The organism is Picosynechococcus sp. PCC 7003 (genome assembly GCF_001693255.1).
Taxonomy (GTDB): domain Bacteria; phylum Cyanobacteriota; class Cyanobacteriia; order Cyanobacteriales; family MRBY01; genus MRBY01.
This window is the reverse complement of the sequence record NZ_CP016474.1, coordinates 408,438-422,055: the sequence shown is the minus strand read 5'-3', so window position 1 is coordinate 422,055 and position 13,618 is coordinate 408,438. Positions and strand designations below refer to the sequence as shown.

Here is a 13,618-nt window from a genome sequence, read left to right as displayed (position 1 = left end):
AGGAACAGTGGAGAGCAGTGAATCGGGTAATTGAAACAACTACAGGGTGCGGAGGTAGCTCAATAGATCCGCCATTTCCTGGGGAGCTGGCTGGAATTTCGGCATGGGAGGCGTTTTCCCACTGATGACTTGTTGAATTAAACGCCCGTCGGATTTTCGCTGGGCGACAGCCCGTAAACTTGGCCCGACATTGCCATCCGCCTGGGGGCCATGGCAGCCAGCACAATTAATTTGAAAAATGGCATTTCCCCGCAGTTCATCCCCCTGGAGCGCCAAAACCTGTTGAACGTAGGGATCACTGGCGTGGGTACTATACACACCGAAGATTCCTAGGGCAGCAATGGCCAGCACTAGTACGATTACGAAGAGGAGCTTCGAAAAATTTGGGACGGAAAGCTCGGAGGAATTAGCCACGGGGTTTGCTGTAGAGGGAATACAACTTTGTTGACATTACGCAATTTTTCTTAATGGTTATCCTACTGCGATCGCCAGAGAATGTCGAATCAAATCCCTTTGCGCGGACTTCCTCCATCCCATAGAATGATTAAAAATCTTTAACAGTTAGCTTTAAATCTACCGCCATAAGGAGAAACCCCTGTGATTGAACCCCTCTTACTCGGCATTGTGTTGGGCCTGATCCCCGTAACCCTCGCGGGTTTGTTTGTCGCTGCTTACCTCCAGTACAAGCGTGGTAACGACCTCGGCATGGAGTAATTAGCCACCGACGGCTTCTATCCTGGTAGCGATCGCCAATCCTTGCTTTTTTGGAGCAGGGATTATTTTTTACAACACAATGCACCACTGGTTTAAAAGGGAATTTCCCTTGTTAGAATCTTGGGCAGAAACGTTGGTGGGAGGCACGGTTGCTTTGGGCCATTACTCCTCGCCCATGGTTTGGACTGTTTCAACATCCCTTCTCAAGTCTTTAGAGGTTAGCGCCATTGTCATCTAGTACCGTTCGGCACAAAACGAAAAAAGCCCTTGCCCATCAGTCCAAGGAAAGGCGATCGCCCCAGGGTTTTTTACAGGGGGTTGCCCAAAAGGCCATGGGAACAATCATTGGCTGCACCATGCTCGGCAGTGCGATCGCCGCTGGGGGCTTGGTGGGCCTCGCCATTAGTTTCCGGAACCTCCCCGATGTGCGCACCCTAAGAACCTATGTGCCCACCGAAACCAGCTATATCTACGACATCAACGGTAAAGTCCTCCTGAGCCTCCACGGTGAAGCCAACCGAACCAATATCAAACTCAGCGATGTTTCCCCCGAACTAAAGATGGCCGTCCTCGCCATTGAAGACAGTCATTTTTACCAGCACAACGGCATTAACCCCACCAGTATCGGTCGAGCCATCATCTCCAACTTAGAAGCGGGCGGCATCACCGAAGGAGCCTCAACGCTCACCATGCAATTGGTGAAAAACCTGTTTCTGGCCCAGGAGCGCACCTACAACCGTAAACTCGCAGAAACCGTCCTCGCCCTCCGCATCGAACAGATTTTTTCCAAGGACGAAATCCTGGAAATGTACCTCAACAATATCTATTGGGGTCACAACAACTATGGTGTCGAAACAGCCGCCGAATCCTATTTCAATAAGTCCGCCGCCGATCTGACCCTCCCCGAAGCCGCAGTGATGGCAGGTATGATCCAAGCCCCCGAAGACTACAGCCCCTTTCGGGATTACCAGGCCACCAAGCAACGGCAAAAAATTGTCCTCAACCGTCTAGAGGATCTCGGTTGGATTAGTCCCGAAGAAGCGGCCGCCGCTGCCCAAGAACCTCTTCTAGTCGGTCAACCGACTGCCTGGAAAGCCAGTGCATCCCCCTATATCACCCAAGCTGTGGTGGAAGAACTCACCCAACGCTTCGGCGAAGAGTTAGTCCGCAAGGGCGGGATGCGTGTCCAGACCACCGTGGATCTCAATATGCAACGCCGTGCCGAAGAAACGGTACAAAAGGCCTTTCAACAGGCCCGCAACCGGGGGTTACGGGCTGACCAAATTGCCGTGGCTGCCGTCGATCCACGAACCCATTTTGTCAAAGTATTGGTGGGGGGCAGAGATTATGAAGAAAGCCAATTTAACCGCGCAATCCAATCTCAACGTCAACCTGGGTCGGCCTTTAAACCCTTTGTCTATTACACGGCCTTTGCAAGTGGCAAATATACGCCTTTTTCGACCATTGATGATAGCCCTGTGAGTTACCCCGATGGCAGTGGTACCTATTCGCCCCAAAACTATGGCGGATCTTTTTCTGGAACCGTGAGTTTGTATAACGCCCTGGTCACTTCTAAAAATGTCCCCGCCGTCAAGCTCGGGAAGGCAGTGGGCCTCGAAAAGGTGATTGAGTTATGTCGTCTTTTAGGGATTGAAAGTCCGCTGCAACCAGTCATTTCTTTGCCGCTCGGCGCAGTGGGGGTCAGTCCTCTAGAAATGGCTAGTGCCTATGCAACCTTTGCGAGTAATGGGTGGCAAAGTGAAACAACTTTGATCCTGCGGGTCACTGATAGCCAGGGCAACGTTCTTTTAGACAATACACCCCAGCCGCGTTTGGTGCTGGATCCTTGGGCCACGGCCTCCCTGACAACAGTTCTCCAAGGGGTTGTAAATGGGGGGACAGGTAAATCTGCTAATCTAGGCGATCGCCCCGCCGCTGGGAAAACCGGCACCACCTCCTCGGAACGGGATGTGTGGTTTGTGGGCTATGTGCCCCAACTGGCGGCAGCGGTTTGGATTGGTAACGACGACTATCGACCCATGGGGGCTGGCACCACTGGCGGCGGTGATGCGGCTCCTATCTGGCGAGCGTTTATGCAAGAAGCGCTTAAGGGAGAAAAACCCCAATACTTCCCGGCGGCGTCTAAATATCCCCGTCCCAAACCGTAGGGGTATCCGGCATAATAGGACAGTCTTTTTCCATTTCCTTGGGTTAGAACTTTGGTCTACATTAGTGTCGTTATTCCCACCTACAATCGCAAGCCCATTTTGACGAAATGCCTCCAGGCCCTAGAACAGCAACAGGTTCCGGCAGAGCTAGACAATGGGGGCTACGAGGTGGTGGTGGTAGACGATGGCTCCACCGATGGCACGGTTGCTTGGCTCCAGACCGAAGCCGACCAATATCCCCATGTGCGACTCTTTGAGCAGGCCCACAAGGGGGCTGCCGCTGCTCGGAACCTTGGGGTAGAGCAGGCCCAGGGGGAGATTATTATTTTTATTGATAGCGATCTGGTCGTTACAGAAACTTTCTTGGTGGCCCATCTGGAGGGACTCCGCCGGGGTAAGCGCAAACTCAAAAGCGATCGCCTGTTTACCTACGGACGCGTGATCAACACGGCCAATTTTGAAGACCCCACCAGCGAGCCCTTTAAGGTGACAGATTTTTCGGCGGCATATTTTGCAACGGGAAATGTGGCGATCGCCCGCAAATGGCTCCTCGAAGCCGGCTTATTCGACACGGGTTTTCAGCTTTATGGTTGGGAAGATTTAGAACTGGGTGTCCGCCTTAAAAAACTGGGTCTCACCCTGATTAAATGTCCCGATGCCGTCGGTTACCATTGGCATCCCCCCTTTAGTTTGGCGCAAATCCCCAAGCTCATTGACCAAGAAATTCAGCGGGGCAAAATGGGGGTCATCTTCTACAAAAAACATCCCACCTGGGAAGTCCGCATGATGATCCAAATGACCTGGCTCCACCGTCTGCTCTGGGGCATCCTCTCCTTGGGGGGCTGGCTCAATGAAAAGCGCCTAAAACCCCTTTTAGGTTGGCTGATCCAGCGGGGTAAATCACAACTGGCCCTCGAAATTGCCCGGATTTTTCTCAATTGGTACAACGTGCAGGGGGTCTATGCCGCCTACCGGGAAGATCAACTGGCGCGGCGCTCTTGAATTGCGCAAAAAATATCTTGACAAGATCATAGGGATTGAGCTATGAATTAGCAACCGTAAAAAATCAACCTTCCCCAGTTCTTGAAAATTGAGCATTTTTTCCTCAAAAAAGCTGACTTTTTGTTGGTTATAGGATCTGCCCCAGGGTTGATTTTTTTAACAATCTCACTTGCACTAGGTCTATTTCTCTACACATCCCACGAAAACAACAATTGTGACTCCTTCTGCCTCTAATTTTGCCACTCCCAAGTATTTTGACCCTGCCGCCCGGGAGTCAGAGTTACAGGTCGTTTCCGGTAAGCCAGACCCCCGCTTAGAAACGGCCATTGGCGAAGATGTCGAATTTTTGCGGGCGCAAATTGCGAAGCTCAATCGGGAACAAACGAAGGTTCAAGATCTGTTGAGTTCCTTGGGGTTTGCCCTTAGAAGTTTTAATAATCTCAACCAATTTCTTGAGTTAACGCCTTTAATGTCCGCGCGGGTGGTAGATGCCGACGGTGGCGCTTTGGTGTTGTTTGATGCCCAGGGCCAGGTGCAGTTAGAGAAATTTTATTGTGGTGAAGGGGGAGATTGCCAATTTATTCAACAGGCGTTTACGCAGCTTCAGACGGGAAATCATAAAACAAACCAGGAAGCAGCAACCTGTACGGCCCAGGAAGCGTTGCAGTTTGACGAAAAACTCCAGGCCCAGCTTGGGGAAAAAATCCGTGTTTGTAGTACGCCTATCCTTGTCAAAAATGTGACCCGTGGCAAGCTCTACGTATTCAGTCGTGATCCCCAATATGGCTGGGACATTACCCGGCGCAAATTGGTGCAACTGGTGGCGGATCAAACGGCGGTGGCGATCGCCAACAATGACCTCACCAGCAAACTCCGCAGCAAAGAAAAACAAGACCGGGAACTGGAAATCGCCTCGGAAATTCAAAACCATCTTTTGCCCAGCGAATGTCCCCAAATTAAAGGTTTGGCGATCGCCGCTGATTATCGCAACGCCTACCGAGTCGGGGGCGACTACTACGACTTTATCCCCAGCAACTACGACCGTATCCGTCGCCAAGATGATCCCAAGCTTGTGCAATGTGTCCCCTGGAGTATCGTCATCGGCGATGTCATGGGGAAAGGCGTCCCAGCAGGTTTAATTATGACCATGACCCGGGGGATGCTCCGGGCCGAAGTGCTTAACCGCCACAGCCCCGCAAAAATCCTTGAGCATCTCAATCGGGTTATGTACGCGGATCTAGACAATTCCCACCGCTTTGTGACCCTATTTTATTCAGAATACGACCCGAAAACCCGCACCTTGTCCTATAGCAATGCGGCCCATCACCCCCCCCTGTTGTGGCGCGCCCAAACCCAAAACATTGAACCCCTCGACACCCAGGGAATGTTGATTGGTCTTGATCTAGATTCGTCCTACGAAGACGCCCAAGTGGTGCTTGAAGTGGGAGATATTATCCTCTACTACACCGATGGGTTTACCGATGCCGTCAACTCCCATGGCGATCGCTTTGACGAAGAAAACCTCGTGCGCGTCTTTCAGAATGCCTGCCAACATTGCCAAACACCGGAAGCTATTGTGCAGGAGCTCTTTACCCAAGTGGAAAAATTCACCTATCCCAAAGTGCGTGGCGGTGATGATATGACCTTGGTTGTTGTGCAGGTACAATCAGAAGCAATCGAGTCTCATCTGTGTCAACACCATGATTGCTAAGTCCCTTCTGCCTCCATCATCCGTAGCATCTGAGCAAATTGTGATCGCCCAGGTAGGTTACGTCGAAGATCCTGATATTTTGGGTCAAATCCGTGATGGCTTTCAAAATTTCGTCGATAGTGGGCAAATGTGGGCCTTAATCTTGGGTTTTGTCTTGGGTTACTGGTTTAGTGGCATCCGTCGCGGCTAGGGGATTTCTCTCCTCTGGTAAGTACGGTATGCTTAAAAAGAATTTTTCCTGATTTAGGAAGCCCTCTGTCGATATTACTCATCCCTAGACTGTTTTTGTGTCTAAGTCCTTTCGCTTACGATCCTCTCCTACTCTAATTGCGAAGGCGCGTCGTTTCAGTCAGCGCCAACGTCGGTGGTTCGCCCTCAGTCGGTCTGTGGACTGGCTTGGGGTGGCCAAAATCGGGGGATTGGGCGTCGGCATTACCAGTCTTTGGCTCTGGCAATGGCAACTGCTAGTGGCGATCGCCTTGGGATCTGGAGCAATGGCCGCGATCTATCTTTTTGAAACCTGGCCCTGGCAGAAGTACCTAGAAGAAGGCTATCGGCTCTGGCATAGTCGCCACCGACGGTTACTCCTGGCGGGTATGGGTGGCAGTCTTACGGTTTTGCTGAGTTATGGGGCGATCGCCTTTTGGCAATCCATGTCTAACCATTGGCTAACCAGTGTGATGCTTATCCAAGGGTTAATGATGAGTGCGATGTTTGCCCTCTTGTTCAGTCGCCACTGGCAGTATCAATCTCCCCAGAATCAATTTGAACAAGCCCTTGAAAATTTAGGCGATCGCAGCAGTGTCCGTCGGCTATACGCGATTCGTCAATTGCGGCAGTTGTTACAACAACAACGACTGACGGGAGAACAGCGGCAGACCCTCCATACCTTTTTGCAATTAAGCTGGCAGCAGGAAAAAGAAAAGCCCCTGCGGGAAGCTCTCTTAGGAACACTGCGCCTCTACACTAGGCCCCAAGTCCCCTCTCCGAAACCCTTGCAACTACAAAAATCTCGGCGGCCCCTCAACCGAACCAGGCAGCAGCAAGCCCGTAAATCTTTGGTTAAAGAGCAGGTCTAGGGGTTTTTGAGCAACCATGGCCCAGCCCTTTGATCTGATTATCCTCACCAATGGCCCTGGCGAAGTGACCACTTGGCTCCGTCCTGTCGTGCAAGCCGTGCGCGCCCATTGGGGAAGTCTGCCGCGCATTTCTGTAATCCTGGCACCCTGTTCCCACAGCACGGGTCAAGAAGCGGCGATCGCCCGGAGCTACCCCGAAGTAGACCGTGTCCAGGCCGCAAAGCATTTTTTTCCGTTTCTGCTCTGGGGAAAAACCGCCGAACCTTGGTCTTGGTTTTCCCAGGGGGTGGTGCTTTTCCTCGGTGGGGATCAATTTTTTCCCTTAGTCATTGGTAAGCGCCTCGGCTTTAAAACCCTGATTTACGCCGAGTGGGAAGCCCGCTGGTGGCGCTGGATCGATGGCTTTGGGGTGATGAATGCCCAGGTTTTAGCGAAAATCCCTCCCAAGTACCAGGCTAAATTTCAAGTGGTCGGGGATCTGATGGTGGATATCACCCAGGAGGAACAGCAAACCAGCACCACACCAATTATCGGTCTACTACCGGGTTCTAAGGGGATGAAACTCGCCCAGGGAGTCCCTTTACTCGTGGCCACCGCCAGTGTGATCCGCCGCCAACGCCCAGAGGTGCAATTTCTGCTCCCTGTGGCCCCGACCATCACGGTGCAAACGCTACTGCACTATGGCGATCGCCAACAAAATCCCTTGGTAAAACGTTTCGCCGCTCCTGCCCTTGAGCTTTACCACGCTGGGGATCAACCTTATTTACAGGCTGCCGATGGTACGCAGATTCAACTAATCACCGATTTTCCCGCCCACCACGCCCTACGGCAATGTCAGCTTTGTCTTACCACCGTGGGGGCCAATACAGCCGAATTGGGGGCTTTGGGCCTGCCGATGCTGGTACTTTTGCCGACCCAACAATTGGATGCAATGCGCGCTTGGGATGGTATTCCTGGTCTCATTGCGAAAATTCCTTGGTTAGGAACTTTGTTTGTGCGCTGGCTTAATCGACGCATTATTACCCATGCTCGCAAACACCAGGTACGTTATGCTTGGCCGAATATTTGGGCAAAAAAAGACATTGTGCCGGAGCTGCTGGGGGAACTAGACCCAGAAACCTTAGGGGCATTGGTATTAGATTATTTAGACCATCCTGAAAAGCTCACGGCCATGCAAGCATCCCTCCAGGCTTGTCGCGGTGAGGCGGGAGCAGCTCATAAATTAACGCTGATGATCGGTGATTTGTTGCACTTAACAACGGTGGATTCGGGCTATGAGCTACCACCAGTGCGTCACCAGGACGCCCATTGAAATTCTGGGGAATCGTTAAGGATAAATACTTAGCCTTTGATCCCCAAAGGCGATCGCCCTTTGCCAGACGGGAATTTTTTCGAGATAATAGACCTAAGCAGAGCGTAGCCCTTTATTTTGCACCGAATTGCTGCTATTGAAGCGAGGCACAGATTAATAATGTTTCATTTCTTGTTTATTTTGGCATTTGGAATTATCGCCACCATCGCAGCGGTGAACTTGGTGCGCAGCTTTATGATGCTGAGTAATGAAACAAGGGTTTATCCAAATTTTCAGAGCAATGCCCAAGGAACACAATCCCAACGGCCCCGGCCGACCCCCCACCCAGAAATGGTTGATGACTTGGGTCAACCGATTAATGAGCCTTTGTTGGTGGTGCGATCGCTGGATGTGGAAGACGCGAGGCAACGGCTAGACAATTTATACAACTCATCGCCGAGTGGTGAAAATAACCAGGAAGAGGATGCCTAGAACCGATGGCAACCTTACCCCCTTGGATCATTATTGATCCCCTTCTCCAACAATGGTTACAGGAAGATCTCGGACGCGGCGATCGCACGACTCAATCTCTTTTTGCACATACCCAAGCCCCCATCGGTCAGGCGCAATTGATTTTGAAAGCGGATGGTCGGGTTGCGGGTTTACCCTTAGTAACGCGGGTGTTCCAGTTGCTTGATCCCCAGCATTTTCAGTTTGAAACGGTTTTATCTGAAGGTGTCTCGGGACAGCCTAAGGATTTAATTGCCACGATGACCGCTCCCCTCGATATTTTGCTCATGGGAGAACGGGTCGCGTTAAATATTTTGATGCGCTTGAGTGGGATCGCGACGATGACGGCGCAGTATGTAGATAAAATTGCTGATTTGCCGACACAGTTGGTGGATACGCGCAAAACAACCCCCGGTTTACGTCTGCTGGAAAAATATGCGGTGCAGGTGGGCGGCGGACAAAACCATCGTTTCGGGCTGGATGATGCGGTGATGATCAAGGACAACCACATTCAGGCGGCAGGGGGAATTTCGCAGGCGATCGCCCTTGTGCGGCAAAATATGCCCTATCCCTTGGCGATTGAAGTGGAAGCGGAAACTCCTGAGCAAGCGTTTGAGGCAGTGACGGCGGGGGCAGATATTTTGATGTTGGATAATATGTCCGTGGACATGATGGCAGATTTAATCCCCCAGTTACGGGAAAAAAACCCGCGTCTGAAATTGGAAGCGTCCGGCAATATCACCCTTGAGACCTTGCGGGAAGTGGCATTGACGGGGATCGATTATATTTCCACCAGTGCGACGATCACCCGTGCACCGTGGCTCGATATCAGCATGAAAATTACGGCTTAATGTTGGGCTTTAAGTTGTATCGTCATTCTGAATAATTTTGGTAGGGGTTTACCACGGTAAACCCCTACTAATCAATGTATAGCGGGTCAACATTAATCGAAAGACTCACTGTACGGGGACAAAATTCTCGCAAAAAAGTTAGATCGGGAACCTCGGTTTTGCTCTGGGGAAATTTCAAAACCACCTGCCAACGGTAACGTCGTGCCACCCGCAGAATATTCGCTGGAACTGGCCCCAATAGCTCGTCTTCCGGTTCGAGCAGCGGGAAGCATTTTTCGGCGATCGCCTCGGCGGTGTAGCGCACTTGATCATGGTTTTCCCCACTAAAACGTAGTAAAACTAATTTGCCGAAGGGGGGATAATCTAATTCCTGACGCTGACTCATTTCCCGCTGGGCAAAGGTCAGGTAGTCATGGGTTTTCACCGCTTGGATCACCGGATGCTCTGGGGAATAGGTTTGAATAATCACTTGTCCTGGTTCATCGCCTCGACCAGCCCGACCCGCCACCTGCGTTAAGGTCTGAAACGTTCTTTCCGCCGCCCGATAATCGCTTTGGTGCAACAAACCATCGGCGGCAATCACCCCCACAAGGGTCACCTGCGCCACATCTAAACCCTTCGTGAGCATTTGGGTTCCCAGTAAAATATCCGCCTCACCCCGCGCAAATTGTCCCAGTAAATCGCGGTGTGCCCCTTTGCGACGGGTGGTGTCACTATCAAACCGCAGACAGCGCAATTGGGGAAATTCTTTGGCGATCGCCTGAAAGACTTTTTGCGTGCCGTTACCAAAAAACTTAAAAAAGGGGGAATTGCATTCGGGGCAATGTTTCGGTTGCACTTGGCTGTAATCGCAATAGTGACAGCGCAATAGCGGTAAACTGCCTTCCTGAACGTAATGGTAGGAAAGAGACACATCACAGTGGGGACATTCCATCACGTAGCCGCAACTGCGACAGGACACAAAGGTGCTGTGACCGCGACGGGCAACAAATAAAATACCCTGTTCGTGGGTTTGGGCAATGCGTTCGAGGGCTTGCCGGAGGGGCTGGCTAAAGAGGGAATAATTACCCGCGCGTAGTTCGTGGCGCATATCGACAATTTCCACGGGGGGCAGGGGACGAGCCTGTACCCTCTCAGGCAGGGAAATGTAATGGTAATTTGGGTTTTGGGCGGTTTGAAATTTGACCCAAGTATCCAGGGCGGGGGTCGCGGAACCGAGAATGAGTGGACAATTTTCCTGCTGCGATCGCCACCGAGCGACGGTGCGGGCGTGGTAGGTGGGGGCAGGCTGATCCTGTTTGTAACTGCTGTCGTGTTCTTCGTCGAGGATGATCATCCCCAGATTGGGCAGGGGCGCAAAAATGGCGGAACGGGTGCCAATGATAATTTGACTGTCGGGGCGTAACATCTGTCGCCATGTGTCGTAGCGTTCCCCCGCCGATAAACCGCTGTGGTAAGTCAAAACGCGATCGCCAAACCGCGCCCGAAAGCGATCCACCAATTGCGGCGTTAAACCAATTTCCGGCACAAGCACAAGGGCGGATTTTTGTTGCGATAACAGGGGGGCGATCGCCTGGAGATAAACCTCGGTTTTTCCAGATCCCGTCACCCCATGCAATAAAACTTCCCCGTACCCTTGAATGTTTTGAATTGTTCTCAGGGCTTGCTGTTGGGCGGCGGTTAAAGATTTAGCTTGATCTGCATCTTGATCGGGAGCGCGGTGTAAGCGTAATTTCTCCCGTTCGGCGATCGCCACGCAACCGATTTTTGCCATCTTCGCTACCGTGGCCGCCGTTGTTTTCGCCACTCCCACCAATTCCGAGAGCCACATTTCGCCCCCTTCATGGCGCAACACCAGCAAAATTTCCTGTTGCCGTTTCGTGATCCCCTCCCTTTCGCCCACATAACTTACCGACTTGCGCCGCTGCCCTTGAATCATCTGGGGTTCCGCCAAATACCGCTCTGCGAGGCCCGCTTTTTCCAACTCCTGTATCCCACGATAGACCGATTTAATCTGTCGTTGGAGGTACTTTACACTATAGTCCTGGGTTGATCCCCGCTGGAGCAAACGTAAAAGTTGCTGTGCCGTCGGCGGTAAATAGTCGATGTCGATGGAGGCGAGATCGGTTTTCAAGAGCCGAACACGGGGTTGCGATCGCCGTAATAAACCCGGCGGCAGAGCCATCCGTACCACCGTCATCATATCCGTTTGGTATTCCTGGGCGACCTGTAACAAAAGCTGCCAATAATGAGGCGAAAAAAATCCCCGCGCAACGATCCCCTGCACCGGGCGGATTTGCTTGGGATCCAGTCCCTGGGGGAGATCTGAGTTGAAACGAATGGCGATCGCCCCCACCTGTTGCGCTCCAAACCCCACCAACACAATGTCCCCTGGCACCACCGTTAATTCTGGCGGAACGCCATAGGTAAAAAGTCCCTGTGTATAACCACAATCAACTAAGACCTCAAGCCAACCCAAATCCCTAATCTCCTAGCATTCCCAAAACTCACTGCAAAAGCACTATACCCCATGATTTTTTATCAATTCAAATAAGCACAATTATTTTTCTCTATATACAACCCTAGACAGAGTGAAGTGAGAAGTAAATTGTGAGAATTTAATTTTCTAATCAAAACTAAATTTTCTTAAATTCCCCTGGATTACATCACATTAAATAATCCTTAAAAGAAGTGTTGCTGATAATACAGGATCCGACCGTCTCCTCTGTCAAGCTATTTTGATGGACAGCTGATCTTTCTAGGCTTGGCAAGCAATTTAAAAAAAGTTTACACAACTTCCCTGGACAAAAGATCGACTCAACAAAACCTTAATTTTGTATTTAACAAAACCATATTCTACTCAGCCGTCTGCTACATTGATTTTGGGAAAAGTCTCGGATTTTTCCCAGAAACCTTTACTAATTGCTGCAATTGTTGATTTTTATTAAAAGCTTATTTACACTCTCAGAGCTCAAACAGGTATAACAGTTCTAAGGAATGAACTGTCTGCTCCTTGAAATTGTTTTAGCTGCATCCTGATAAACGATTATTTGGTATTGAATCTAATTATTTTTGTTTTTCTTTAGCTAATCCTCGCTCCCCACCACACACCCCCTGACTCTTTATTTCGTAGGATTATGTTCGACACAACCACAACCAACAGTCTTGACCCTGTGTATGCTCAAGATAGCCATCAAGCCACTGAATTAGAATCGAGCAATTCAATGGTTGAAGCGGAATTTTCAGAGACAGAACTCACAAATTTGCGGGGAGTCCGTAGTCGCAATGAGGATACCGTCGGTGCTTTTTTTAAAGAGATGGCCCGTTACCCCCTCCTCAAGCCAGACGAAGAAATTCAACTGGCCCACAGTGTTAAGTTCCTCAATGATGCCGAAGAGCGTCGCCTCGAACTTCAGGAACAACTCGGGCGATCGCCCACCAACGAAGAATGGGCTGCTGTCCTCGGTCTGGAAACAGTTAAACAGCTCAATTCTGCCCTTTACAAAGGCCGGGTGGCGAAGCGGAAGATGATTCGCTCCAACCTGCGTCTCGTGGTCTCCATTGCGAAGCGTTATCTCAACCGGGGTGTACCGTTCCTTGATCTGATCCAGGAAGGAGCGATCGGCCTGAACCGTGCCGCCGAAAAATTTTATCCCAACAAAGGCTATAAATTCTCGACCTATGCCTATTGGTGGATTCGCCAGGCGATTACCCGCACTATTGCCAACGACGCCCGGACGATCCGCTTGCCGATCCACATCGTCGAGAAGCTCAACAAACTCAAAAAAGCCCAACGGACTCTCAAACAAAGCCTGCAACGGAACCCAACCGAAGCGGAACTCGCCCAAGAGCTTGATATTACCGCTGATCAGCTCCACCAACTCCTTCAACTCCGGCGTCAATCCCTCTCCCTGAATCACCGTGTGGGTAAAGGTGAAGACACGGAATTAGTTGATCTCCTCGAGGACGATGGCCTCCAACTCCCTGAAGAGCGGATGAGTGAAGCGATGATGCGCCAGGAACTTTGGGATGTCCTCGGTGATGTGCTCACTGACCGTGAAAAAGAAGTCATTGCCCTCCGCTATGGCCTCTCCTCTGAGCAGCCCCATACCCTCGAAGAAGTGGGTGGAATGTTTAATCTGTCTCGGGAGCGGGTACGACAAATCCAAAGTAAGGCCATGCGTAAGCTACGGCGTCCCCAGGTGGCCCGTCGCCTCAAAAGCTGGCTCTATTAATCTTCCGGATTGATCTTTACTGGATTTGGCGATCGCCAACCTAATAAATAATTCATT

Annotated in this window: 12 protein-coding genes; 10 read left to right on the top strand and 2 right to left on the bottom strand. The window is 51.0% G+C overall.

Annotated elements, in window-relative coordinates:
• Positions 1–39: 39 nt before the first annotated feature.
• Complete coding sequence (locus AWQ21_RS01970) at positions 40–414, bottom strand: cytochrome c (RefSeq protein ID WP_065713094.1); 375 nt, start codon at positions 412–414, stop codon at positions 40–42.
• 183 nt (positions 415–597) lie between these two features.
• Here AWQ21_RS01970 and petG point away from each other — a divergent pair, with 183 nt between their 5' ends.
• The 9 genes from petG to nadC all read left to right on the top strand — a co-directional run bounded on the left by petG (position 598) and on the right by nadC (position 9,326).
• Positions 598–714 carry a cytochrome b6-f complex subunit V gene (gene petG / locus AWQ21_RS01965; protein WP_012306008.1) on the top strand — a complete coding sequence of 39 codons (117 nt, stop codon included), beginning with the start codon at positions 598–600 and terminating at the stop codon, positions 712–714.
• A gap of 227 nt (positions 715–941) precedes the next feature.
• The gene (locus tag AWQ21_RS01960; protein ID WP_065713093.1) at positions 942–2,882 is read left to right on the top strand and encodes a transglycosylase domain-containing protein; all 1,941 of its coding nucleotides are present in this window, start codon (positions 942–944) and stop codon (positions 2,880–2,882) included.
• Between the two features lie 51 nt (positions 2,883–2,933).
• Positions 2,934–3,884, top strand: a complete 951-nt coding sequence (locus tag AWQ21_RS01955) for a glycosyltransferase family 2 protein (protein WP_065713092.1) — start codon at positions 2,934–2,936, stop codon at positions 3,882–3,884.
• 325 nt (positions 3,885–4,209) lie between these two features.
• Positions 4,210–5,595, top strand: coding sequence for a GAF domain-containing SpoIIE family protein phosphatase (locus tag AWQ21_RS01950; protein ID WP_065715172.1), 1,386 nt, complete (start codon positions 4,210–4,212; stop codon positions 5,593–5,595).
• Positions 5,585–5,785 (top strand): hypothetical protein, encoded by a 201-nt coding sequence (locus AWQ21_RS01945; protein WP_065713091.1) that lies wholly within the window; start codon positions 5,585–5,587, stop codon positions 5,783–5,785. Before AWQ21_RS01950 ends, AWQ21_RS01945 begins: the two co-directional genes overlap by 11 nt.
• Before the next feature lie 97 nt (positions 5,786–5,882).
• Positions 5,883–6,674: a hypothetical protein gene (locus AWQ21_RS01940; protein ID WP_157094687.1), complete on the top strand. Its 792-nt coding sequence runs from the start codon at positions 5,883–5,885 to the stop codon at positions 6,672–6,674.
• Positions 6,675–6,690: 16 nt separating this feature from the next.
• Entirely contained in the window at positions 6,691–7,986 is a 1,296-nt protein-coding gene (locus tag AWQ21_RS01935; RefSeq protein ID WP_065713089.1) for a lipid-A-disaccharide synthase, read from the top strand.
• 159 nt (positions 7,987–8,145) lie between these two features.
• Complete coding sequence (locus tag AWQ21_RS01930) at positions 8,146–8,457, top strand: DUF2973 domain-containing protein (protein WP_065713088.1); 312 nt, start codon at positions 8,146–8,148, stop codon at positions 8,455–8,457.
• Positions 8,458–8,462: 5 nt separating this feature from the next.
• On the top strand, positions 8,463–9,326 hold the full coding sequence (nadC, locus tag AWQ21_RS01925) for a carboxylating nicotinate-nucleotide diphosphorylase (protein WP_065713087.1): 864 nt from the start codon (positions 8,463–8,465) through the stop codon (positions 9,324–9,326).
• 67 nt (positions 9,327–9,393) lie between these two features.
• On the opposite strand, the gene priA is transcribed toward nadC, so the two are convergent.
• Entirely contained in the window at positions 9,394–11,805 is a 2,412-nt protein-coding gene (gene priA / locus AWQ21_RS01920) for a primosomal protein N' (RefSeq protein ID WP_065713086.1), read from the bottom strand.
• A gap of 658 nt (positions 11,806–12,463) precedes the next feature.
• Between priA and AWQ21_RS01915 the strand changes: the two genes are divergently transcribed.
• Positions 12,464–13,561: an RNA polymerase sigma factor, RpoD/SigA family gene (locus AWQ21_RS01915; protein WP_065713085.1), complete on the top strand. Its 1,098-nt coding sequence runs from the start codon at positions 12,464–12,466 to the stop codon at positions 13,559–13,561.
• Positions 13,562–13,618: the final 57 nt, after the last annotated feature.

Coding starts and splice junctions, on each gene's coding strand:
- AWQ21_RS01945 (WP_065713091.1), top strand. CDS start 5,585: ATGATTGCTAAGTCCCTTCTGCCTCCATCATCCGTAGCATCTGAGCAA.
- AWQ21_RS01935 (WP_065713089.1), top strand. CDS start 6,691: ATGGCCCAGCCCTTTGATCTGATTATCCTCACCAATGGCCCTGGCGAA.
- AWQ21_RS01930 (WP_065713088.1), top strand. CDS start 8,146: ATGTTTCATTTCTTGTTTATTTTGGCATTTGGAATTATCGCCACCATC.
- nadC (WP_065713087.1), top strand. CDS start 8,463: ATGGCAACCTTACCCCCTTGGATCATTATTGATCCCCTTCTCCAACAA.
- AWQ21_RS01915 (WP_065713085.1), top strand. CDS start 12,464: ATGTTCGACACAACCACAACCAACAGTCTTGACCCTGTGTATGCTCAA.